The sequence below is a fragment of the Luteimonas suaedae genome, assembly GCF_008312895.1.
GTDB lineage: Bacteria > Pseudomonadota > Gammaproteobacteria > Xanthomonadales > Xanthomonadaceae > Luteimonas > Luteimonas suaedae.
In genome coordinates this window covers 489379-512501 of record NZ_VSSP01000001.1, presented here as the reverse complement: position 1 = coordinate 512501, position 23123 = coordinate 489379, and the positions used below count along the sequence as shown (strand labels likewise).

Sequence of the window (23123 nt, the reverse complement as noted above, 5' to 3'; positions counted from 1 at the left end):
CCGCGATGGCTTCCGTACCCGCAACCCCGCGCTCCATATTTAGCACGAACGTTCGATTTAGAATGAGAATGCTGCTGCTGCGCACCACGTTCCTGTCGGGCAGCCTGCTGCGCCCGCGGGCGACGGTACGGCGTGCCGGCGAACTGTTCGGCACCCCGCTGGCCAGCAGCCGCACGCGCGCTGCGGCCGTGTCCGATCACGGCGCCCGCGAGGCTTGGCTCGAAACGGCTGGCTGGGGCGAAGGTGACGAGAAGCGCGGGCAGCGTATCCGCACCTATCGTTGGGGCGACCCGCAGGCGCAGCCTTACGTGCTGTTCGCACACGGCTGGTCCAGCCACGGCACGCGCTTTGCACGATGGATCGGGCCCCTGCGCGCCGCGGGATACGCGGCAGTCGCCTTCGACCAGCCGGCGCACGGCAGGAGTGAGGGCCGGTCGGCGAACCTGCCGGTCTTCACCGATACGCTGCTCGCAGTCGCGCGCCACTTCGGACCTGCGCATGCCGTGGTCGGGCACTCGCTCGGTGGCGCCGCCGCGGCGGTCGCGCTGGTCCGGGGACTGGCTGCGGAACGCGCGGTACTGCTGGCGCCGGCCGCCGACCCGATCGATGCGTCCTACCGCTTTTCCCGCCAGATCGGTCTACCCGGGCGCCTGTGCAGGGACATGATCGCGATGTTCGAGCGACAGCTCGGCACGTCCATGGCCGAGCTGCAGGCCCAGCACATCGCGCCGCGAATCGGCCGGCCGGCCCTGATCATCCACGATCTGGAGGATCGCGAGGTGCCATGGTCGGAAGGCGAGCGCTATGCGCGCCACTGGTCGCACGCGCGCCTGCTGACAACGCGCCGTCTCGGGCACAACCGCATCGTCGACGACGACGAGGTCATCGAGGCGGCGCTGCGGTTTTTCGCCGGCGGCACCGTCGGCGAGCGCATCGTCTCCTCCCCCAACCTGCCCTACGGGCTCGCCTGAACCCCGCCGCCGGCGCGCTTTGCCGGCGGCACGTTGGAGCGACTATGCTGCGCGGCCCGCGTCCGTGTTCGCGACGCCCCGCGATTGCCCAACGTCCCGAATGACCATAGAAAGCGTTCCGTCCGCATCCGATCCGCTTGCCGGCCAGCCGCACCGGATCGTCGAGCGCGACGGCGTGCGCTACACCCTGCTCGGCACCGCACACGTCTCGCACGCCAGCGTGGATGCGGTGCGCGCCGCGATCGCCTGCGGCCGCTACCACGCGGTCGCGGTCGAGCTCGATCCGCAACGCATGCAGGCGCTGACGCAGCCCGACGCCATGGCGAAGATGGATCTGATCAAGGTGCTGCGCGAAGGCAAGGCGGCGCTGTTCGCCGCGCACCTGGGCCTGGCGGCCTACCAGCGCCGGCTCGCCGAGCAGCTGGGCATCGAGCCCGGCGCGGAGCTGAAGGTCGCGGCGACCGATGCGCAGGCGCGCGGCCTGCCAATGCACCTGATCGACCGCGACGTCGGCCTGACCTTCAAGCGCGCCTCGCAGCGCCTGGGCTGGTGGGGCCGCGCCAAGCTCGGCGGCGGCCTGCTGGCGGGCATGTTCGTCGACGAAAAGCTCGGCGAAGAAGACATCGAGAAGCTCAAGGAAGGCGACATCCTGGAAGCCGCGTTCGGCGAGTTCGCGTCCGATACGCCGGCGCTGTACGACACGGTGATCGCCGAGCGCGACCGCTACATGGCCGCGCGCCTGCGCGAAAGCGCGGCAGAGCGTCCGGCCGCGATCACGCCTTACGAGATTCTCGCCGTGGTCGGCGCCGGCCACCTGCAGGGGCTCGCCGGTCACCTGCAGACCGAACAGGCGGAGCCTGCGGCGATCCGGGCCGGGCTCGAGTCGGTCCGGGAAAAATCGTCGATCCCGTGGTTCACGCTGATCCTGGCCGCATTCGTGCTCGGCGGTTTCGCCTGGGGCTTCTGGCGCGGCGGCTTCGACGTCGGCACCGAACTGATGCTGCAGTGGGTGCTGGTGACCGGCGGCCTCGGCGCGCTCGGCTGCGCGATCGCCGGCGGACATCCGCTGAGCATCGCCGCCGCGTTCCTGGCCTCGCCGCTGACGCCGCTGCATCCGGCGCTGGCGTCGGGCACGGTCAGCGCGCTGGTGGAGGCGGCCCTGCGCAAACCCACCTATGCCGACTTCATGGCCCTGCGCGACGACGTGCAGACGCTGAAGGGCTGGTGGCGCAACCGGGTCGCGCGGGTACTGCTGAATTTCTTCCTGACCAGCCTCGGCACCGCGATCGGGGTATGGGCCGGCGGCCTGCGGATGCTCGGCAAGCTGATCGGCTGACGACGACCGACCCGTAGAGCGACGGCGACTTCGGCCCACGCACCCGGCAGGCCCCGTAGGAGCGCGCCATGCGCGCGATGCCGCGGGTGCCGGCAGGATCCGGTGGATGCCGCGAATCCGGACCGGCAGGCGCGCCGGTACCAAAATTCGCGGGCGGCGAAATACCCGCGGCATCGCGCGCATGGCGCGCTCCTACGGAAAGTCAGCCCATGCCGGCGCGATTGGATGCGCGGGCACGTCGGGGCCGCGGCAGCGTTGATGACGTGCCGGCATTGCAGGTAGCGCGGTTCACGCGCGGGCCGTGGCGATCTTTCCACCGGCGCCGCGCGCCCGCTGCAGCAGGCGCGCCGTGCCGTTGCTGAAATCGTCGAGGATCGCGTAGATCGTCGGCAGGAACAGCAGGCTGACCACGGTCGAGAACGCGAGTCCGCCGGCGACCGCGCGCGCCATCGGCGAGTACGCCAGGCCTCCCAGCACCACCGTGTTGCTCAGCGAGATCGGCACCATCGCCAGGATCGCGGTGCCCATCGTCATCAGGATCGGGCGCAGGCGCTCGCGGCTGCCCTCGACCAGCGCGTCGGTGCGGCTCATGCCGCGGCGGCGCAGGTTGTTGATGTGCTCGATCATGACGATGCCGTTGTTCACCACCACCCCCATCAGCACCAGGATGCCGATGAAGGCCATGATGGTGAACGAGGTGCCGGTGATCCAGAACAGCCAGAACACGCCGAAGATCGAGAACAGCACGCAGCTCATGATCGCCGCCGGGAACAGCAGCGACTCGAACACCGCCGCCATCACCACGTAGATCATCACCAGCGCCAGCACCAGGTTGAACAGCATCTGCTGCATCGCCTGCTGGTCCTCCTCGAAGCCGCTGCCGGAGAAGCTGTACCCGTAGCCGGCCGGGAACGCGAGCGTCTCCAGCGTCTGTTCCATCGCCTTGCGAGCATCCGGCATCGTGGTCTCGCCTTCCAGGTTGGCCTTGATCGCCAGCGTGGTCTGACGGTCGGTGCGGCTGATGCGGTTGGCGGAGGGCACCACGCCGATATCCACCATCGCCAGCAGCGGCACGCTGCGGCCGTCGGGCGAGCGCACCATGAAGGTGGCGATGTCCTCGGCACCGTAGTTTTCCGCGCCGGCAAAGCGCGCCCACACCGGCACCTCGCTCTCGCCGCGGCGGTACTCGCGCAGTTGGCTGCCGCGCAGGGCGAGGCCGACGAAGGTCGACACCTGCTCGGCGCTGAAGCCGAACGCCGCGGCGCGCTCGCGGTCCACGCGCACGGTCAACTCGTCGTTGTGGTCGCCGATGTCGACCCGCACGTCGCGCAGCTCGGGGCGCTGCTCCAGGATCGGTACGACGTCGTCGCCGAGCGCGCGCAGCATCTGCGCGCTGTCGCCCACCAGTTGCACCTGGATGTTCTGGCCCATTCCACCGCCGCCGTCGCCACCGCCACCGTCGATGCCGACCTCCGCCCGTGCGGATTTCGGCAATGCCTTGCTGATCGCCTCGCCTATGGGGCGGGTGTCCTTGACGGTGTCGTCCAGGGTGAGCATCGTGCCGGCCCCGCCCTGCTCGCTGAACCAGGAGTAGATCTGGGTAATCCGGAACTCGTCGCGGCGTTCCTCGAGGAAGTTCTCGACCCGCGCGACCTCCTCGGACATCTGCGCCTTGGTGTAGCTTCCCTTCCACTGGTAGTAGAGCTGCAGTTCGCCGGCGCTGCCGCCGCCGAACATGTCGAACCGGGTCAGCTTCATCGGCACCACGCTCACGGCGACGATCAGCACGATGCCGGCCACGCTCCAGCCGCGATGTTCCAGGGTCCAGCGCAGTATTCGCGCATAACGATGCTGCATGCGCGGGATCAGCCCGCCGGGCTTGCTGACCGCCGGCGGGGTCTTCAGCCGCGCTGACAGCATCGGGATCAGGCTGACCGCCACCAGCCAGGACGCCAGCAGCGACACCGAGATGGTGATCGCGATCTGCGCCATGAAGATGCTGATGTTGTTGGTCTCGCCCAGCAGGTTGGGCAGGAACACGATGCAGTGGCACAGGGTGCCGGCCGACAGCGCAATGGCGACGTGCCGGGTGCCGACGATGGACGCATACCATGGACGGTCGGGATAGCGCTCGCGTTCCTGGTAGATGCTTTCCACCACGACGACCGCGTTGTCGACCAGCATGCCGACCGCCAGCAGCAGGCCCATCAGCGTCAGCACGTTGAGGGTGACGCCGAAGAAGTGCATGAAACCCAGCGTCATGATGAAGCAGATCGGGATCGCCAGGGTCACCATCAGCGTCGACGGCCAGTGGCGCAGGAAGAAGAACAGCACCGCGATCGACAGGATCAGGCCGATCGCGCCGGCCTCGGCCAGTTCCAGCAACGAGTCGGTGACCTCGTCGCCCAGGTTCTGGATGACCTTGACCTCGATTCCGCGCAATCCGGGTTCGCCGCGGGCCGCTTCGATCTCGGCCAGCGCCGCCTGCGAGACCTCCACCAGATTGGCGTCGCGTTCCTTGAAGATGTCGAGCCCGACCGCGGAGCGACCGTCGAGCCGACGTCCGTAGTCCATGCGTGCCGGTCGGAAGTGCACCTCGGCCACGTCGCCCAGGCGCAGGCCCTTGTCGTTCAACGACAGGTCGCGCAACTGCTGCAGGTCGGCGATCTCGCCGATCGGCTGCACCCGCAGGCGGCGTCCGCCGTCCTCGATCAGGCCGGCGGAAATGGAGAAATTGACCGCCTGCAGTCGCTCGGCCAGTGCGTTCAACTCCAGGCCATGCGCGGTCAGCCGATCCGGATCGATCGCGATCTCGACCTCGTTCGGCGGCGCGCCGTTGATCTCGACCCGGGCCACGCCCGGCACCCGCTCCACGCGCCGCTTGAGCTGGCGGTCGATCAGGTCGTAGGCACCGGTCAGGTCGGTCTCGTCGGCCAGCCGCACGCGCAGCACCGGCTCGTCGGCGGTGGAGAACTTCCTGACGAAGTAGCGTCGGAAGTCGTCGGGCAGGTCGTCGCGGATCGCGTCGATGCGCTCGCGCGCATCGGACGCGGTGACGGCGATGTCGCGGTCCCAGTCGGAGAACTCGATGAACACGAAGGCGCCGTCGGCGGCGGCGTTGGCGCGCATGCGCTTGATGCCGTTCATCGTCGCCAATGCCTCCTCCACCGGCCGAAGCACGTTCTGTTCCACCTCCTCCGGCGTGGATCCCGTGTACGGCAACTGCACGAACAGGAACGGCGCCGATACGTCCGGCAGCGCCTCCAGCGGCAGCCGGAACGACGCGATCAGTCCGACCACGCACAGCGACAGGAACAGCATCACCGTGGTGACCGGCCGCTTCAGGCTGAGCTCGGCGATGCTCATGCGTGCTCGGCTCCGCCTTCGTCGAAGCCTTCACCGGCCTCGCCCCGGGCGGCGATCCGTGCCCGCGCCCGTCGCCCGCGCTCGACGTAGTGCGCGTCTCCGCGCCGGTCCAGCAGGTCGTACACCACGGGGATCACCAGCAGGGTCAGCAGCGTGGAAACCAGCAGGCCGCCGATCACCGTGATCGCCATCGGCGAGCGCACCTCGGCGCCCTCGCCGAACGCCAGCGCCAGCGGCAGGAACCCGAACAGCGTGCACAGCGTGGTCATAGCGATCGGGCGCAGCCGCGAGCGCGCGCCCTCCACCAGCGCCTCGCGCTTGGCCACGCCGGTTTCGCGCAGCTGGTTGACCTTGTCGATCAGGATGATCGCGTTCTTGACCACCAGCCCGACCATCAGGATCAGGCCGATGAACACCACCACCGAAATGGTGTTGCCGGTCACCAGCAGCGCCAGCACTGCACCGACCAGCGCCAGCGGCACGGTGAACAGGATCACGAACGGATGCAGCAGTGATTCGAACTGCGACGCCATCACCAGATACACCAGGAAGATCGCCAACCCGAACGCGAACAACAGCGAGCGTACCGACTCGGCCAGCTCTTCGCCCTGGCCGCCGATGTGCAGGCTGATGCCGGCACCGAGCCCGCGCCCGGCCCGCGTGTCCTCGGCCACCATCCGCCGCACGTCGTCGACCGCGGTCCCGAGATCCACGCCGCGCAGGTTGGCCGACACCACGGCGACGCGCACCTGGTCGGCGCGATGGATCTCGCTGGGACCGGTGGTGGCGACCACGTCGGCCACCGCCGACAGCCGCACGGGACGCGCGGCGGCGGGATTGACGATCAGGTTGCGAATGCGTTCGACCGAGTCGCGCTCGCCTTCCCGCGCGCGGACCAGCACGTCGATCTTGCGGTCGCGGAAGTTGTAGCGCGTGGCAACCTCGCCGCGCACCGAACGTACCACCGCGTCGGCGATCTCGCGCGTGGTCAGGCCGAGCGCGCCGGCGCGCGCCTGGTCGAACAGGATCTGCACCTCCGGCGCACCCTGCTCCACCGTCGACTTGACGTCGGCATAGTTGGGGTTGTCGCGCAGCAGCCCTGCCATGCGCTGCCCGGCGGCGGCCAGCGCGTCCAGGTCCTGTCCACGCAGTTCGATTTCCAGCGGCGTCGAGAAGCTGAACAATGCCGGCCGGCTGAAGTCCACCTGCACGCCCGGGAAGCGCGTCATCGTCGCGCGCAGGCGCTCGGTGAGATCCGCCTCGAGCCGTCGGCTGCCGCCGTCGGCCATCACCACGGTCAGCTTGCCGATGTTCTCGCCGCTCTCGGTCGGGTTGGCGTCCAGGCGCGTGCCGCTGCCGCTCACGCCGAACAACGCGGCGATGCCGTCCTCGTCGGCATGCGCGGCCTGCACCTCGCGCACCACCCGGTCGGTCTCGCGCAGCGGCGTACCCGGCGGCAGCTTCACCGTCATCTCGAAGCGGTCCTGGGCCAGCTGTGGGATCAGGTCGGTTCCGAGCAACGGCAGCGTCAGCAAGCTGGCCACGAACACGACAGCGGCGACCGCCAGCACCAGGCCGGGACGTCGCAATGCGCCCGGCAGCACCTGCAGGTAGTGGCGCTCGGCGCGCCCGTAGGGCGCCATCGCCAGATCGCTGGCCTTGCGCATGACCGGCGACACCAGTGCCACCAGTCCGCGCCACAGGCGCACCAGCAGCCAGGCGATGCCGAACGACGCCCCGCGCACGCCGGCACCGATGCCGCGTCCGGTGGCCGCCACCGGCTTCTGCCAACTGCGCTGCGGCCGCCATTGCGGGTGCGCCGGCTCGTCCGGGAACGCCATCGGCGCCCGGCCCTTGAGCGCGCTGAGCATCGGGATCAGGGTCATCGACACGATCAACGAGATGCCCACCGCCAGCGCCACCGTCATCGCCTGGTCGCGGAACAGCTGCCCGGCGATGCCGTCGACGAATACCAGTGGCAGGAACACGGCGATGATGGTCAGGGTCGAGGCGACCACCGCCATCCCGACCTCGCGCGCGCCCTCGATCGCGGCCTCGAGGATGCCCAGGCCGCGCTCGCGGGCCTTGGCGATGCTCTCCAGCACCACGATCGAATCGTCCACCACCAGGCCGGTCGCCAGCGCCAGGCCGCTGAGCGACATCACGTTCAGGCCGAGCCCGAACTGGTCCATGAAGAAGAACGTGGTGACGATCGACACCGGCAGCGACAGGCCGATCACGAACGTGCTCCAGCCGCTGCGCAGGAACAGGAAGATGATCAGGATCGCCAGCGAGGCGCCCAGCACCGCGTCCACCTTGACGTCGGAGATCGCCGCACGAATGAACTTGGACTGGTCGTCGATCACGGTCAGGTCCATGTCGGGCGGGATCTGCTCGCGGATCTGCGCCAGCCGTGCGTGCACCGCGTCCGCGGTGGCGACCGTATTGGCGTCGCCTTCCTTGTAGATCGCCAGTTCCACGGCCTCGCGTCCGGCCAGGCGGATGATCGCCTCGCGCTCCTTGAAGCCCTGCCGTACCTCGGCGACATCGCGCAGGCGCACCGGGCGGCCTTCGGCCACCGCGCGGTCCGCGGTGGCCGCGGCGTTCTGCGCCGACATCGCCGCCGCCAGCACCTGTGCATCGCCGCTGGCGGCGGCGATGCGCGCCACGTCCGCCGCGCCCTCGCCTTCGCTGGCGCCGGCCTGTGTGGCCACCAGCATCCCGCGGATCTCGTCCACGCTGGCGAACTGGTTGACGGTCCGCACCAGGTAACGCTGCGTGCCCTGTTCCAGCCGCCCGCCGGACAGGTTGACGTTCTCCTGCTGCAGGCGCTGGATCACGTTCTCCACCGGCAGCCCGATGCGCGCGAGCTGCTGCAGGTCGAGTTCGACCTGGACCTCGTCCTCGAGCCCGCCGCCGACCTTCACCGCCGCCACCCCGGGCACCGGTTCGAGCTTCTTCTTCAGGTCGTCGTCGGCGTAGCGGCGCAGTTCGGTCAGCTGCCGGATCTCGTCGCCCTCGCCCTGCGCGCTCAGCGCGATGCGCAGGATCGGCTCGGTCGAGGGATTGAAGCGCAGCAGCACCGGCGCCCGCACCTCGAACGGCAGTTCCAGCGTTTCCAGCTTGTCGCGCACCTCCAGGCTGGCCTGGTCCATGTCGGTGCCCCAGGCGAACTCGAGCACGACGTCGCTCTGGCCGGTGCGCGAAACCGATTTGAGCTTGCGCAGGCCCTTGACCACGCCCAGCGCCTCTTCGACTGGCTCGCTGATCAGGGTCTCGATCTCCGACGGCGCCGCACCGGTGTATTCGGTGCGGACCGTCAGCGTCGGATAGCTGAGGTCCGGCAGCAGGTTGACCTTGAGATCACCGAGCGCGATCAGGCCGAACAACAGAAAACTGATCGTCACCATCGCGACCGTGACCCGACGGCGGGTGGAGAACTCGATCACGCCGCCACGCGCAGCCGCCGCGATACCGGCGCCGCCGGGCGGCGTGCCGTGTGGGTCCCCGACCGGAGCACTCATTGCTTGTCGCCGTCGGTCGCGGCGGCGGCAGCCGATGCCACCGCTGCGGCGGGCGCTCCGATCACCTGCACGTCGCTGCCATCGCGCAACGCGACCTTGCCGGCGGTGATCACCGCATCGCCGGGCTCGAGGCCCTTGCGCACCTCGACGAAGGCGCCGTCGGCGTAGCCGGTCTCGATCGCGGTCCGTACCGCCTTGCCGTCGCGGACCACGTAGACCGCGGGCTCACCCTCGTCGTCGAGCAGCGCCTGGCGCGGAATCGCCAGGGCGTCGGCGCGATGGTCGTAGTCGATGCGAATGCGGCCGAACATGCCCGGCTGCAGCGAACCACCGCCCTCGAAGGCGCAGATCACGCGGAAGGTGCCGCTGCCCGCATCGATCACCGGCGCGATCCGAGCCACGCGTCCCTCGAACGTCATCCCTGGCAATGCGTCGACCTGCATGTGCACGGGCTGGCCGGCCTCGAGCGTCGCCAGCTCGCGCTCGGGCACGTTGAGCGTGGTTTCCAGGCGCGAGTTGTCGACGATGCGCAGGATCGGCGAATTGATCTGTACGAAGTTGCCGGTCTTGATCGAGCGCGAGGCGATCACCCCGGAAATCGGCGCGGTCACGTTGGTGTAGGACAGTTCCAGCGCCGCCAGCCGGTAGGCGGCGCGCGCCTCCTCCAGGTCGTAGCGCAGCTGGTCATGGTCGCCGGCGCTGATCAACTGCTGCGCGGCCAGCTGATCCGAACGCCGGAAGCTGTTCTCCAGCTTGCGCTTGCGCGCGTCGATCTGGGCGAGATTGAGGCGCGCGCGGTCCGGATCGAGCCGCACCAGGGTCTGGCCGGCCTTGACCGTCTGCCCCTCTTCGACCAGCACCTGCAGGGCGACGCCGGAGGTCTTGGCGACCACCTGCGCCTCTGCCAGCGGTTCCAGCGACGCGGTGCCGATATAGCTGGCCGCGACGGTGCGCCTGGCGGCGGCGGCGGTCTCCACCGGCACCGCCTGCGTCTGTGCCTCCTCCCCTTCCTTGGCCTGCGCTTCGCCGCCGCGACCGCAACCCGTCAGCGGCACCAGACCGGCGAGCAGCAACAGTGCCAGCCATCGGCGATGGCCTGCAATCCATGTGTTCGAGCGCATTTCAGAGGACCCCATTAGGTGTTGTAGTCATGTATATCACCAAGTCCTCCGCTGGCCATCCGCCGAAGGTCATGGTGACCGGCGGCCAGTCGGTGGCCGCCGTCGTTTTCTGTCGCGCGAGATTGGGTCGCGATCCGGCGGCAGGCTATACTGTCGTGATCGCGCGCCGGGGATGTCCGTGCGCGATCTCCGGTTACAAGCCAAGTTCCATTCAGCCACCAGGATTGCGGAACCCCACATGACGCGACCGCTGCAACTCGCTGCCTGCCTCGCCCTCGCCGCGCTTCCGTTCGCGGCCCTCGCCCAGGAGTCCGCCGCCGCGCCCGAGCCGGCAGACAGCACCGGTGCCGGCTCCGCCGAAAACGGTCGCATGCTCGCCTACACCTGCCAGGGCTGCCACGGCGTCACCAACTACGTGAACGCCTACCCGAACTACCGGGTGCCGAAGATCGGCGGTCAGTCGCAGGAATACCTGATCAATGCCCTGACCGAATACAAGCGCGGCACGCGTCGGCATCCGACCATGCAAGCCCAGGCCAACAGCTTTTCCGACCAGGACATCGCCGATATCGCGGCGTTCCTGTCCAGCCTGAACCAGTGAGCCGCGCCGCCATGATCAACGCCAAGCATTGCCTTTTCGTGTCCGTTCTTGCCGCATGCGCGGTGCTCACTGCCTGCTCCGGCGAGGAAGGCCACGACCCCGACGCCGAGCAGCGCTCGTCCTCCGCCGGCCTGCCGAAGGGCCGCATCGAGGCCGGCGAGCAGCAGGCCAACGTCAAGAGCGAAGCCACCGGCCAGACCTGCATCGACTGCCACGGCGCCGACGGCAACGACCCGCTGGACGCGACCTATCCCAAGCTCGGCGGCCAGCATACGGACTATCTGGCCCATGCGCTGCAGGAATACCGCAACGGCAATCGCGAGCACGCGCTGATGTCGAACCAGGCCCAGGGCTTGACCGACCAGCAGATCGCCGATCTCGCCGCCTACTTCGGCTCGCGCCCGGCCCAGATCCGCGACCTGAGCGGCGCGTACTGAGCGGCGCGCTTCGCCAAGCGACTGGAACAACGACGGGACCCGCGCGGTCCCGTCTTCACTAGAGCGCGACCGTGGCCATGACTGCGTAGGAGCCCGCCATGCGCGCGGCACCGCGGGCGCTTCCGGCGACGGCCGATCGACGGCGCCTGCACGAACCGGAAGGCGCGTCGGTGTGCGGAATCGCGTGGCGGCGACGCGCCCCGCGGTATCGCGCGCGTGGCGCGCTCCTACGGGGCTTCATTCGCGGTGCCCGTGCTCAGTCGCCCAGGCTCTCCTGATCCTCGAACAGCTCGCGCTTGAACGGCACATCGGGTGGCGGCCGTGCCTCGGCCTCCACGTCCTGCATATTGGGATCGGTGATGCTGCAGCCGCCCGCCAGCGCAAGGGTGATGACGTCGCAGCGGATGCTCTTGCTGGTGCCCGGGATCGGGATCAGCACGGTCTGGATGCTGCGCCGGACCCATTCCTCGAGCAGCGTTTCGTTCGGCACCCAGAAGCGATCGAAGCTGGTCGGCTCGTAGTCGGTCGGCGGGCGCCTGAGCCAGGTGCCCATGCGGTCGATCTTCTCGTAATCCTCGGTGATCGTGCCCGGCGGCAACCCGCCGCCCACCGGCGCCGTCCCGTCCGCCAGTCGCGGGCTGCCGTCGGGATTGAACAGGCTGGAGGTGCCTTGCTGTCCGCCCGCCTGCTCGCGCGCGGAATCGCCCCAGTCGTCGCCGCGCTGCGGGGTCTGCCACGCCCCCGGCGCCGGCGTCTGCGCCACGCCGCTGCCCGCCGCGGGTGCCGCCGGTCGGGTGCCGCTGGCGGTCTCGGACGCGGTGGACGGGGACGGCGTCGAGCCCTCCTCGGCACGTTGTGCGGCGGTGGCCGCGGACTGCGCCGCCGCCTCGGCTGCGCGCTCGTCCGCTGCGGAGCGCAGCGGAATCTCGCGCGTGCGGATCTGCGGCGATTCGCGCTGCAGGTCCGGCGCCACGACCACCGGCGCCTCCAGTTCCGGCGTGCGCACGCGCGGCAGCGGCGTGGCGATCTCGCGCTCGACCACGTCGATCGGTGGTTGCTCGAGATCGGGCACCTCGACTTGCGCCTGCGGCAGCGCGCGCGTGCGTGGCGTCGGCAGGTCCGGGACCTCCACCACCTCGATGTCGCGGCTGCGCACCGGCGGCACCTCCGGCATCTCGATCTGCGGTTGCGCCAGTTCCGGCGCACGTGGCGGCGGTACCACGAAGCGCGTGTCCGGCTGCGGGGTCTCGGTGACCGTCAGCGGCTGTTCGACCGGCGGCGGCGAAGGCAGTGGCGGTGTCGGTTCCGGGCGCGTCACCGATGGCGGCGGCAGCAACGGCTCCGACGACGGCCGCGGCGGTTCGACCGGCGCGGCCGCTGCGGTGGGCGCCGTCTCCTCCACGACCAGCGCGCTCTGCGGCGGACCGCCGCCCTCCTCCTCCGGCGTGCCCTCGCCGATGAATTCCACCTCCACCACATGCTCGCCGCGCTGCGCCGGCTGGGGCATCAGCATGAAGCGTGCGTGCATCAGCCACACCAGCAGCACCACGAACACGATATGGAACACCAGGCTGAGCACCGTCGCCGAGACCCGCAGCCAGCGCTCGTCCTCGCTGGCCGGATGCCACTGCTGGCGCCACAACGCGGTGAACGCCTGCCAGCGGTTCAACTGCACCCACGCCGCCGGCGCCGCCGGTTCGCGCTGCACCATGATCGCAACGATCGCCGCGGCGGGCGCGCCGGTCACCGCGCCGGCTCCGGCACGCATCGATTGGAACCAGGCCTGCCAGGCCGACGGGAACTCGCCGCTCGGCGGCAGCGGCCTGATCGAGCGGCGCATGCGCCGGCGCAGCGCTTCGATCAGGTCGGCGGAGGTGAACACTCGCGCCGGTGTCCGCTCAGGCCGCGTCGCGCGGAACGTAGGGCGCGGTACCGGTGTCGTGGTCGGTCACGTCGCGCACCGCGGTCACGCCGGGCACCTTCTCCATCAGCGTCTTCTCGATCCCCTGCTTGAGGGTCACGTCGGCCAGTCCGCAGCCGTGGCAGCCGCCGCCGAAGCGCAACACCACCACGCCCTCCGCGGTGACCTCGACCACCGACACGTGGCCGCTGTGCTGTGCCAGTTGCGGGTTGATCTCGAATTCCACCAGCCAACGCACCCGCTCGACCAGCGACGCCGACGCGTCCGGCGTCTCGCCCTTGATCTTCGGCGCGCGGATCTGCAGCTGCCCGCCGGTGGCCTGCGTGGTGTAGTCGATCTGCGCGCCGTCGAGGAACTTCACGCTGTCCGCGTCCAGCCACAGGGTGAAGCCCTCGCAATCGATCGCCCACTCGTCGCCCTGCAGCTCGCCGGGCTCGGCGAACTCGAGGCGCACGTCGGCGCGTGCGGTGCCGGGGTGGATCGCCGCCAGCCGCACGCCGAGGCCGGGCAGCGCCTCGCGCTCGATCAGCTTGCGGAAGTGGGTCTGCGCATTGTCTGAGATCTCTATCATTCCCGTATTCTAGCCGTCCCGCCTCACGCTTTTCGAACGCCGGCGGCGCGAGAATGCCCGCCGTTCGACTGACGTTCTGCCAGGAAACCGCCCATGTCCGACCTCGTTCCCCTCGACCAGGCCCGCTGCGTGCCGCGCAAAGGCAGCGAACACCGGCTCAACGAGGCCCGCATCCGTGAGCTGCTGCCGGAGCTGCCGGAATGGGACCTGGCCGAGGACGGGCGTGCGCTGACCCGCACCTTCCGCTTCGACGACTACCACCGCACCCTGGCGTTCGTGAACGCGCTGGCCTGGATCGCGCACCGCGAGGATCATCACCCCGATCTCGGCGTGCACTACGACCGCTGCGTGGTGCGCTACTCCACCCACGACGTCGGCGGCCTGTCCGAGAACGACTTCATCTGCGCGGCCAAGGCCGACGCATTGCTGCGCTGACGGCATCCCATGCCCCTGGCGATGCTCGTGTAGGAGGGGCTTCAGCCCCGACCGCGCCAGGCAACCCTATCGGCGGCGATCACGATGAACGCGCCGCCGCGCGTTGCGAAGGCAAACAGCGGCAGAGAGCATCTACCGTCAGACCGCGCGCGGTCGGGGCTGAAACCCCTCCTACAGAAGATGAGCCGCGGGGTGGGCCTAGGTGAGCGCGTCGAGCACGGCCGTGAGGTCCGGCGGCAGCGGCGCATGCAGCATGTACGGCGCACGTCCCTGGTCGAGCGCGAACTCGAGCGACGCCGCGTGCAGGCACATCCGCCTCATTCCGGCCCGTTCGCGCAGGCGGCGGTTGACCTCGGCGTCGCCGTACTTGTCGTCGCCGGCGACCGGATGGCCGATGTGCTGTGCATGGGCGCGGATCTGGTGGGTGCGTCCGGTGGCGATCCGGACCTCGCACCAGGAATGGCCGCCACGGCGCTCGAGCACCTTGAAATGGCTCAGCGAGGGCTTGCCGGCGGGGTTGACCTGCACATGGCGTTCGCCGCCCTGGCGCAGGCCGACGTGCAGCGGTGCGTCGACGCTCATCACGCCGTCGGGCATGCGCCCGACCAGCAGCGCCAGATAGCGCTTGGCGATGCCGGCGTCGGCCCGCATCAGCGCCTGCAGCTCGGTCAGCGCGGAGCGCTTCTTCGCCACCAGCAGCAGCCCGGAGGTGTCGCGATCGAGACGATGCACCAGTTCCAGGGTCGCGTCGGGCCGCAACGCGCGCAGGGTCTCGATGGCACCGAAACTGATCCCGCTGCCACCATGGCTCGCCAGCCCGATCGGCTTGTTCAGCGCCAGCAGGCGCGCATCCTCGAATACGACCGCGGCGTCGACCGCGGCCAGCAGGCCCTTCGCCGGGCTGCCCCGCTGCGCCGGATCCTCCAGGCGCACCGGCGGAATGCGGACCGCGTCGCCGTCCTCGAGCTTGCGCTCGGCCTTGGCGCGGCCGCCGTTGACCCGCACCTGGCCGGAACGGACCAGCTTGTACACCAGGCTGCGCGGCGCCCCCTTGAGCTGGCCGAGCAGGAAGTTGTCGAGCCGCTGGCCGGCGCGGTCGGCCGGCACCTGCACGGTGCGGGCACCGCCGGACGGAGGCGCCGGGGAGTCTGAATGGGTCATGGGCGGTTTTGATCTGCTACACTCACCGCGCGAGATAAGGGTCTGATTTCGCAGGGAGTTGTCCCGCACGCCGCTCTGGCGGCATGCAACCGGACAAACCGGGCCGAAAGCCCACCTCCCGCGATCCCGATGCAGTGCGCGGCCACCACCCCCGGGGTGGACATGTTAGCGGCTCAGCGGCAGTCCCGGCCATCGCCCGGTCCCTTTGGGTCCGGAGTTGAACATGTCCCGCGCGGCGCTCACGCCAAAGCCGAAAGCCGCCGCCGGCCCTGCAACAGATTGAACTGAGAACAGAAGCGCTCCCGCGGCATGCCGTGGTGTTGCAGCGCTGGAAAACCTGAAGCCGCGCCGCGGCGCGGGGCGGTCCATCGCCCCGCCGAGGATCCGCGAGGGTCCGCTGGCGCAGTTGGCAGTCTCCAGAGGCGAAACGCCCACGGCGTTCCGCGCGGTAGCAGCGCGCGAGGAACGCATCATGAAACGCATGCTGATCAATGCGACGCAGGCAGAAGAACTGCGCGTCGCCATCGTCGACGGCCAGACGCTCTACGACATCGATATCGAGCAACCGTCGCAGGAACAGAAGAAGTCCAACATCTACAAGGGCCGCATCACCCGGCTCGAGCCTTCGCTGGAAGCGGCCTTCGTCGAGTACGGCGCCGAGCGCCACGGCTTCCTGCCGCTGAAGGAAATCTCCCGCGACTACTACCAGGCCGGCGCCGATCACCGCAACGCCGGGATCAAGGAGCTGCTGCGCGAGGGCCAGGAGGTCGTGGTCCAGGTCGAGAAGGAAGAGCGCGGCAACAAGGGCGCCGCCCTGACCACGTTCATCTCGCTGGCCGGCCGCTACATGGTGCTGATGCCGAACTCGCCCACCGCCGGCGGCGTCTCGCGCCGGATCGAGGGCGATGACCGCGCCGCGCTCAAGGAGGCGATGGACAAGCTGAACATCCCCGACGAGATGGGGGTGATCATCCGCACCGCCGGCGTCGGCCGCGATGCCGAGGAGCTGCAGTGGGACCTGGACTACCTGCTCAGCATCTGGCGCGCGATCGCCGAGGCGGCGCTGGGCAGGCCGTCGCCGTTCCTGATCTACCAGGAGTCGCGCCTGATCACCCGCGCCCTGCGCGACTACATGCGCGCCGACATCGGCGAGATCCTGGTCGACGACGACAAGATGTATGACGAGGCGCGCGAGTTCGTCGAGCAGGTGATGCCGCACAACCTGCGCAAGCTCAAGCACTACACCGACGACGTCCCGCTGTTCAACCGTTTCCAGATCGAGTCGCAGATCGAGAACGCCTACGAGCGCACTATCCGCCTGCCGTCCGGCGGCGCACTGGTGATCGACCAGACCGAGGCGCTGACCGCGGTCGACGTCAACTCGGCGCGCGCCACCAAGGGCGGCGACATCGAGGAGACCGCGTTCCACACCAACCTCGAGGCCGCCGACGAGGTGGCCCGCCAGCTGCGCCTGCGCGACCTCGGCGGGCTGGTGGTGATCGACTTCATCGACATGTCGTCGAACAAGCACCAGCGCGAGGTCGAGAACCGGCTGCAGAACGCGCTCAAGCAAGACCGCGCACGCGTGCAGCTGGGTCGGATCTCCAAGTTCGGCCTGATGGAAATGTCGCGGCAGCGCCTGCGCGCCAGCCTGGGCGAATCCAGCCAGATCGTCTGCCCGCGCTGCGAAGGCCACGGCCGCATGCGCAGCATCGAGTCGCTGTCGCTATCGATCCTGCGCGTGGCCGAGGAGCACGCGATGAAGGACAACACCGGCCAGGTGCTGGTGCAGGCGCCGACCGAGATCGCCAACTACCTGCTCAACGAAAAGCGCCGCGCACTGGCCGAGATCGAAGGCCGCCACGACGCGCCGATCGTGATCGTCGCCGACGACCAGCTGCAGACCCCGCACTACGAAGTCACCCGTATCCGCGAGAACGAGCTCGGCGAGGAAACCAGCAAGCCCAGCTACCAGCGCGGCACGCCGCGCAGGCTGGCGACGATTGCGCTGAGCAAATCCAACCTCAACGTGCCGCCACCCGCCGCGGTGACCAACGTGCAGCCGGCCCAGCCCGCTCCGATTCGCGAACCGCGCGAGGAACCGGCACCGATCGCGGCTGCGCCGCCGGCACCGGCCGCGGTCCCCGCGAGCGGCGGATTCATGGCTTGGCTCAAGCGTGTTTTCGCAGCACCACCGGCCACTGAAACGGCCACGCCGACGCCGCAGCGATCGTCTTCGCGTGGCACCCGCGGCGATCAAGCCGAGCGCGGCGAGCGTTCCGGGCAACGCCGCGGCGGCGGTCGACAGGGCCGCGACGGCAAGCGCCGCGAAGAGCCGCGGCGGGGCCAGAAGCAGGACGCCAAGCAGGCGCGCGAGGAGAAGCCGGAGGCCGACCAGCAGGCCGACAAGGGCCAGGTCGCGCCGCAGAAGCAGGAGCCGAAGGCGCCGCGGCAGCCCAGGCGCAAGGGACAGGGCCGCGGTGAATCGCGCCGCGATGCCGCGGCAGCCGAAGACGCCGCGGTCGAGCCGGCCCGCAAGGAGCGCGAGGAGACCGCCGCCACGACCGCGGCGAAGCCGTCTGCGCCTTCCGAAGCGATTCGTGACGAGGTTCCGCCGGCCGCGGCACCCGCCGCGCAGGAAGACGCCGGGTCCGAGGACAAGGCGATCGCCGGCACCGCGCCCGGCGAGGAAGGCACCCAGTCCGGCGGCGAAGCCGGTGGCCGTCGTCGTCGCGGACGTCGCGGCGGTCGTCGCCGTCGTCGTGGCGGCGGCGATACCGATTCGGCTGCGGCCGACATCGACGAGGCCGGCTCGGAGCCGGTGGCGGAGGTCGACGACAGCCAGCCGGAATTCGATTTCGACGACATGCCGAAGTCCAGGCCGCCGTCGGCGCGCAAGCCTGACGCCGCGCCGAGCGTCGCCGCGGTCGCGGGTTCCGTCGTGGAGCCGGAAGCCGCACCCTCGCCGGACACCACTCCGGAAACCACGCCCACCACGAGCGCGCCCACGGCTCCTCCTGCATCCGACAACGCGCAGGGCGGGCAGTCCGCATCGGTCATGAGCGCTCCGGCGGCCATCGAAGACCGCGAAGCGCCCTCTGCCGAGGCGACACCGGAAACGACCGAATCCGCTGCCGAGGCAACCGCCTCTGCTGCACCGCCGGTCACCGCTTCACCGACACCGACGCCCGCGCCTGCCGCGCCGCCGGAGGTCACCGAATCGGCACCGCCGACACCGGATGCGATGGCCGAGGCGCCGCGATCCGCCGCCCCCGCGACCGAACACTCGGCACCCGTGACTTCGGCCCCGGCCGATCGGGCCGCGGAAAGTGCCGAACCGGCGGCATCGCCGGAGCCGGCGCGCACGCCCGGACTGTTCGACGGTGTCGCAGCGGAACCGGCCGAAACCGCCGCCAACGCCCTCACCGAAGGCGCCGGACAGGAAGAGAAGACGTCCGACGAAGACGAAACCGCGGAAGAAACCAGCCACGACCGCGACGAACGCTTCCGTAGCGCTTGACGGCAACAGGTCCCGCGCAGGCGCCTACAGCGTCTGCGCGGGATCGCTCAATCCGTACTGACTGGCCAGCCGCGCCAGCGCGATCGTATCGCTGATCTGCAACTTGTCGAACATGCGCGTCTTGTGCGTGTTGATCGTCTTCGCGCTCACGCTGAGCCGCTTGGCGATCTGCTCCTGCCGCAATCCCTGCATCAGCAGCATGGCGATCTCGAGCTCGCGCGCCGACAGCATGTCGAACGGACTTTCGACGCCGTCGAGCCCCGACAGCGCCAGGTTCTGCGCGATGCTGCTGGACAGGTAGCGCTTGCCCGCCGACACCGAGCGCACCGCGCGCAGCAGTTCGCCGGCATCGCCGCCCTTGCCGACATAGCCTGACGCACCGGCCTCGATCAGACGCTTGGGCATCGGCCCGTCCTCGAGCACCGACACCACGATCACGCGTGGGCCGTAATCGCCCTTGACGATGCGCTCGGTCACCTCGAGTCCGCTGACGCCGGGCAGGTGCAGATCGCACAGCACCACATCCGGCTTGAGCCTGCGGATCTCGGGCAGTGCCGTCTCGCCGTTTTCGGCCTCGCCGACCACTTCGATGTCGGATTCGCCTGCCAGAATCATGCGCATTCCCGTACGCACGAGCGCATGGTCGTCCACGATGTAAATACGGATGGTCATCCTTGTCCCTGCCCCTTGATCTGGTATCCCCTATCGCAGGCTAGCGCCAGCGCCGCCCGCCCGCAAGCGTGCGCGTGCCAGGGCATCGCCCCGGGTGGTATCGCACGCCCATTCAGACCAGTGCGGTATCCAGCAGCAGCATCAGCACGAACCCAAGCATCAGGCCGCCGGTGGCGGAAGCCTCATGACCCTTGCGGTGCGATTCGGGAATGATCTCGTGGCTGATGACGAACAGCATTGCGCCCGCCGCGAACGCGAGCCCCCAGGGCAGCAGCAGCTTGGAAACGCCGATCACCATCGCCGCGAACACCGCCGCCATGGGCTCGACGATGCCCGACAGCATGCCGATGGTGATCGCGGTGGCGCGGCGGTATCCGGCGGCGATCAGCGCCACCGCCACCACCAGGCCTTCCGGGATGTCCTGGATCGCGATGCCGGTCGCCAGCGTGCTGGCGTTGGCCGCGTGCGATCCGGCATAGGCGACGCCGATCGCCAAACCTTCCGGAATGTTGTGCAGCACGATCGCGAACACGAACAGCCAGCTGCGGCGCAACGTCTGCGCGCGCTGGCCTTCGACGCCCTTGATGAAATGCTCGTGCGGCACCCAGCGCTCGACCAGCAGGAGCACCGCGGCACCGAGCAGTATCCCGCCCCCGACGATCGCGCCCGCGCCCCAGGGACCGGTGCCTTCGGCCCGCGCGACCTCGATGCCCGGCACGATCAACGAGAACGACACCGCCGCCAGCATCACCCCGGCGCCGAAGCCGAACAGGCTGTCGAGCACACGGTCGGACAGGCGCTGCGAAAACCACACCGGCAGCGTGCCCAGCGCGGTCGCGACCGCCGCCATCGAACCTGCCAGGAACGCCTCGAATACCGGCTCCGGGTACTGCGACTGCAACATCCGCCAGAACGACTGCAGCATCGCGAACAGACCCAGCACCACGATGCCCAGACCGAGCAGTCGTCGCAGCGTGGCGGGCGGCGGCAGGTGCGGTGCGTGCATGCGCGAATGATCGCATCATTCGGCCATCGCGGCGCACGTCGCGATCGTGCAGACTGGCGACTTCCTGCACATCCTGCACCGGGGACATCCGAACATGCGCGACCCGTACCGCCACCTCGCCGCCGCCCTCGCCGCCCTCGCGCTGCTGATCGCATGCGACCGCTCCGCCACCGACGACGGGAGCCGGCAACCGGCCGCGACGGTCACCGCACCGGGCGCCGGCGACAGCTGGCGTGCGGACGTCGCCGCGATCGCGAGCGCCGGCGACAACGTCGCCCGTCTGGGCGCGATCCGGCAGCGCATGCAGGCGATCGGCTTGGCACCGGCGGACACCGCCTTCGACAGCGGCGATCGCTCCGGAACCAACCTGACCGCCATCGTGAGCGGCAAGGACGACGCGCCCTTGCTGCTGCTCGGCGCACATGCCGACCGCGTCGACCAGGGCGACGGCGCCACCGACAACGCCTCCGGCGCGGCGGTCGTCCTGGCGCTTGCACAACGCCTGCACGACCGCCCGCTCGCGCATCATCGCGTCGCGGTTGCCTTCTGGGACCTGGAGGAAGCAGGCCTGCTCGGCTCCAAGGCCTACGTCGCCGAAGGCGGCGAACGCCCTGCGCTCTACGTCAACTTCGACGTCTTCGGCTGGGGCGACACGCTGTGGATGATGACGCCGGACCCGGCCCACCGCCTGGTCGCCGACAGCGCCGCCGCGGCCGCGGCCGCCGGAACCGGATTCGCCCCGGGCGAGCAATACCCGCCGACCGACCACCGTGCCTTCCTCGACGCCGGCTGGCCGGCGGTGTCCTACTCGCTGGTTGGCGGCGACGAGATCCCGTCGATCCTCGCCATGTACGACGGCCAGCGTCCCGACCCCCTGCCCAAGGTGATGCAGGTCATCCACTCCCCCGCCGACACCGTCGAACAGATCGACGCGGTCGCCGTGGCGCGTGGAGTCGATGTGGTCGAAGACGCGCTGCGGCGCTGGGACGCGGCGATGCCGCGTGCCGACTGAGGTGCGTTTTCGAGACGGTCAACGCGGATAGATCCCCAACCGGCGATAGGGATCGAACTGCGCCAATCGCTCTCCACCACGTGCAGGGGAGAGGACGTTCGACATTGCTCAACGTCATCTTCGATTTGCCTTGTCCGCGTTCATCCGTGCAATCCGCGGCAAAGGCTCTTCTCCACCCTCCTCCGTGGGGATTCGCGCCCAGGACGAGTCTCGCGTTATAGGCAAAACGCCCCTCGCGGGGCGCTTGCGGGTGTGGCGGAGAGAGTGGGATTCGAACCCACGGTGGCATCGCTGCCACGCCGGTTTTCAAGACCGGTGCCTTAAACCGCTCGGCCATCTCTCCGGATCCGGATGCGCGGAACAAGCCCGCCAGCGTCAGCGGATTGTCGCATGTGAGGTTTCCGCCGGCGCCTCTTCGCGCTGCCGCGCGGCCAGCTTGCTCTGCTCGATCTCCGGAGTCTTGCCGCAGTGCTTGCAGTTGAGGCTGGACTCCTCGATCAACGGCGGCAGCGCCTCGGCGAGATGATCGATGAACACCCGCACCGCCGGCAACAGCCCGCGGCGCGAGGCGAACACCGCGTGGGCGATGCCCTGCGGCAGGCGCCAGTCCGGCAGCACCACCTCGAACTCGCCGCTGCGCACCGCGTCCGCGCACAGGGTTTCCGGCAGCATGGTGATGCCCAGGCCCTGCCGTGCCAGCGCCATCAGCATCGGGAAGTCGAACCCGGCCACGCGCGGCTTGAGCTCGACCCGGCTGACCTGGCCGTCGCTGCCCTGCAGGTCCCAGCGCTGCCGCACCTCGTCCTCGCCCATGGTCATGGTGGTGTGGTCCTTCAGCTCGTCCGGCGTGCGCGGGCGGCCGGCGCGGTCGAGGTACTTCGGGCTGGCGACCAGCAGCTCCTGGATCTGGCCGAAGCTGCGCATGATCAGGCTGCCGTCGTCGTCGAGCTTCGAGCGCACCCGGATGGCGACGTCGAAGCCTTCGTTGATGACGTCGACGCGACGGTTGCTGACGTGCATCTGCACCCGCACCTGCGGGTACTTGGCCAGGAAGTCCGGCAGCAGCTTGGGCATCGACTGCTGGGCGATGCCGACCGGCACGCTGACCCGCACCACGCCGCGCGGCTCGGCGCTGAGGCGATCGACCACCTCGCGTGCCGCCGAGGCCTCGGCCAGCATCGACTGCGCGTGCCGGTAGACGCTCTGGCCGACGTCGGTGACGGCGAAGCGGCGCGTGGAACGCTGCAGCAGGCGTACCCCGAGGTCGTTCTCGAGCTGGCTGATGCGCCGGCTCAGGCGCGACTTGGGAATGCCCAACGCCCGCTCCGCCGCCGCGAAACCACCGTGTTCGACGACCACGGCGAAATAGTAGAGATCGTTGAGGTCCTGCATGACCGTTTCCCATGAATAGAACGATGCGTGGCATTAAAGCATGTTTATCCCACCTCGGCAACGACCTAGATTGGCCG

16 protein-coding genes and 1 tRNA gene are annotated in these 23123 nt (G+C 69.5%); 7 read left to right on the top strand and 10 right to left on the bottom strand.

The annotated features are described in order from the left end of the window. Positions 1-62: 62 nt before the first annotated feature. Together FXO19_RS02225 and FXO19_RS02220 are read left to right on the top strand one after the other, a co-directional pair. The gene (locus FXO19_RS02225) at positions 63-971 is read left to right on the top strand and encodes an alpha/beta hydrolase (RefSeq protein WP_255516254.1); all 909 of its coding nucleotides are present in this window, start codon (positions 63-65) and stop codon (positions 969-971) included. A 100-nt stretch (positions 972-1071) separates the two neighbouring features. Next, entirely contained in the window at positions 1072-2307 is a 1236-nt protein-coding gene (locus tag FXO19_RS02220; protein WP_149193416.1) for a TraB/GumN family protein, read from the top strand. A 288-nt stretch (positions 2308-2595) separates the two neighbouring features. On the opposite strand, the gene FXO19_RS02215 is transcribed toward FXO19_RS02220, so the two are convergent. From FXO19_RS02215 to FXO19_RS02205, 3 genes are read right to left on the bottom strand one after another with little or no spacing between them, the layout of a single operon-like run. Next, complete coding sequence (locus FXO19_RS02215; RefSeq protein ID WP_149193415.1) at positions 2596-5673, bottom strand: efflux RND transporter permease subunit; 3078 nt, start codon at positions 5671-5673, stop codon at positions 2596-2598. Beyond that, positions 5670-9197 (bottom strand): efflux RND transporter permease subunit, encoded by a 3528-nt coding sequence (locus FXO19_RS02210; RefSeq protein ID WP_149193414.1) that lies wholly within the window; start codon positions 9195-9197, stop codon positions 5670-5672. Before FXO19_RS02210 ends, FXO19_RS02215 begins: the two co-directional genes overlap by 4 nt. Further along, the gene (locus tag FXO19_RS02205; RefSeq protein ID WP_149193413.1) at positions 9194-10318 is read right to left on the bottom strand and encodes an efflux RND transporter periplasmic adaptor subunit; all 1125 of its coding nucleotides are present in this window, start codon (positions 10316-10318) and stop codon (positions 9194-9196) included. Before FXO19_RS02205 ends, FXO19_RS02210 begins: the two co-directional genes overlap by 4 nt. Positions 10319-10556: 238 nt before the next feature. On the opposite strand from FXO19_RS02205, the gene FXO19_RS02200 reads away from it, so the two are divergent. Further along, the gene (locus FXO19_RS02200; RefSeq protein ID WP_149193412.1) at positions 10557-10919 is read left to right on the top strand and encodes a c-type cytochrome; all 363 of its coding nucleotides are present in this window, start codon (positions 10557-10559) and stop codon (positions 10917-10919) included. Between the two features lie 11 nt (positions 10920-10930). After that, entirely contained in the window at positions 10931-11356 is a 426-nt protein-coding gene (locus FXO19_RS02195) for a c-type cytochrome (RefSeq protein ID WP_149193411.1), read from the top strand. Positions 11357-11612: 256 nt separating this feature from the next. Here FXO19_RS02195 and FXO19_RS02190 read toward each other — a convergent pair whose 3' ends face one another. Both FXO19_RS02190 and FXO19_RS02185 read right to left on the bottom strand, forming a co-directional pair. Continuing rightward, positions 11613-13238 (bottom strand): hypothetical protein, encoded by a 1626-nt coding sequence (locus FXO19_RS02190; RefSeq protein ID WP_149193410.1) that lies wholly within the window; start codon positions 13236-13238, stop codon positions 11613-11615. A 16-nt stretch (positions 13239-13254) separates the two neighbouring features. Then, positions 13255-13848, bottom strand: coding sequence for an NfuA family Fe-S biogenesis protein (locus tag FXO19_RS02185; RefSeq protein WP_149193409.1), 594 nt, complete (start codon positions 13846-13848; stop codon positions 13255-13257). 93 nt (positions 13849-13941) lie between these two features. Between FXO19_RS02185 and FXO19_RS02180 the strand changes: the two genes are divergently transcribed. Further along, positions 13942-14283 (top strand): 4a-hydroxytetrahydrobiopterin dehydratase, encoded by a 342-nt coding sequence (locus FXO19_RS02180; protein ID WP_149193408.1) that lies wholly within the window; start codon positions 13942-13944, stop codon positions 14281-14283. Positions 14284-14481: 198 nt separating this feature from the next. Here the strand turns inward: FXO19_RS02180 and FXO19_RS02175 are convergent, their stop codons facing one another. Continuing rightward, on the bottom strand, positions 14482-15444 hold the full coding sequence (locus FXO19_RS02175; RefSeq protein WP_149193407.1) for an RluA family pseudouridine synthase: 963 nt from the start codon (positions 15442-15444) through the stop codon (positions 14482-14484). 472 nt (positions 15445-15916) lie between these two features. On the opposite strand from FXO19_RS02175, the gene FXO19_RS02170 reads away from it, so the two are divergent. After that, the gene (locus FXO19_RS02170; protein ID WP_149193406.1) at positions 15917-18964 is read left to right on the top strand and encodes an Rne/Rng family ribonuclease; all 3048 of its coding nucleotides are present in this window, start codon (positions 15917-15919) and stop codon (positions 18962-18964) included. 24 nt (positions 18965-18988) lie between these two features. Here FXO19_RS02170 and FXO19_RS02165 read toward each other — a convergent pair whose 3' ends face one another. After that, positions 18989-19636, bottom strand: coding sequence for a response regulator (locus tag FXO19_RS02165; protein WP_149193405.1), 648 nt, complete (start codon positions 19634-19636; stop codon positions 18989-18991). 112 nt (positions 19637-19748) lie between these two features. Then, entirely contained in the window at positions 19749-20642 is an 894-nt protein-coding gene (locus FXO19_RS02160; RefSeq protein ID WP_149193404.1) for a ZIP family metal transporter, read from the bottom strand. Between the two features lie 46 nt (positions 20643-20688). Here FXO19_RS02160 and FXO19_RS02155 point away from each other — a divergent pair, with 46 nt between their 5' ends. Beyond that, positions 20689-21654, top strand: coding sequence for a M28 family peptidase (locus FXO19_RS02155; RefSeq protein WP_149193403.1), 966 nt, complete (start codon positions 20689-20691; stop codon positions 21652-21654). A gap of 253 nt (positions 21655-21907) precedes the next feature. Here the strand turns inward: FXO19_RS02155 and FXO19_RS02150 are convergent. After that, positions 21908-21997: transfer RNA gene (locus FXO19_RS02150), tRNA-Ser, on the bottom strand. A 32-nt stretch (positions 21998-22029) separates the two neighbouring features. After that, positions 22030-23046: a LysR family transcriptional regulator gene (locus FXO19_RS02145; protein WP_149193402.1), complete on the bottom strand. Its 1017-nt coding sequence runs from the start codon at positions 23044-23046 to the stop codon at positions 22030-22032. Positions 23047-23123: the final 77 nt, after the last annotated feature.

Excerpts from the sequence above, each read along its gene's own strand:
- FXO19_RS02225 (WP_255516254.1), top strand. The coding sequence starts at position 63 with ATGAGAATGCTGCTGCTGCGCACCACGTTCCTGTCGGGCAGCCTGCTG.
- FXO19_RS02220 (WP_149193416.1), top strand. The coding sequence starts at position 1,072 with ATGACCATAGAAAGCGTTCCGTCCGCATCCGATCCGCTTGCCGGCCAG.
- FXO19_RS02215 (WP_149193415.1), bottom strand. The coding sequence starts at position 5,673 with ATGAGCATCGCCGAGCTCAGCCTGAAGCGGCCGGTCACCACGGTGATG.
- FXO19_RS02210 (WP_149193414.1), bottom strand. The coding sequence starts at position 9,197 with ATGAGTGCTCCGGTCGGGGACCCACACGGCACGCCGCCCGGCGGCGCC.
- FXO19_RS02205 (WP_149193413.1), bottom strand. The coding sequence starts at position 10,318 with ATGCGCTCGAACACATGGATTGCAGGCCATCGCCGATGGCTGGCACTG.
- FXO19_RS02200 (WP_149193412.1), top strand. The coding sequence starts at position 10,557 with ATGACGCGACCGCTGCAACTCGCTGCCTGCCTCGCCCTCGCCGCGCTT.
- FXO19_RS02195 (WP_149193411.1), top strand. The coding sequence starts at position 10,931 with ATGATCAACGCCAAGCATTGCCTTTTCGTGTCCGTTCTTGCCGCATGC.
- FXO19_RS02185 (WP_149193409.1), bottom strand. The coding sequence starts at position 13,848 with ATGATAGAGATCTCAGACAATGCGCAGACCCACTTCCGCAAGCTGATC.
- FXO19_RS02180 (WP_149193408.1), top strand. The coding sequence starts at position 13,942 with ATGTCCGACCTCGTTCCCCTCGACCAGGCCCGCTGCGTGCCGCGCAAA.
- FXO19_RS02175 (WP_149193407.1), bottom strand. The coding sequence starts at position 15,444 with ATGACCCATTCAGACTCCCCGGCGCCTCCGTCCGGCGGTGCCCGCACC.
- FXO19_RS02170 (WP_149193406.1), top strand. The coding sequence starts at position 15,917 with ATGAAACGCATGCTGATCAATGCGACGCAGGCAGAAGAACTGCGCGTC.
- FXO19_RS02165 (WP_149193405.1), bottom strand. The coding sequence starts at position 19,636 with ATGACCATCCGTATTTACATCGTGGACGACCATGCGCTCGTGCGTACG.
- FXO19_RS02160 (WP_149193404.1), bottom strand. The coding sequence starts at position 20,642 with ATGCACGCACCGCACCTGCCGCCGCCCGCCACGCTGCGACGACTGCTC.
- FXO19_RS02145 (WP_149193402.1), bottom strand. The coding sequence starts at position 23,046 with ATGCAGGACCTCAACGATCTCTACTATTTCGCCGTGGTCGTCGAACAC.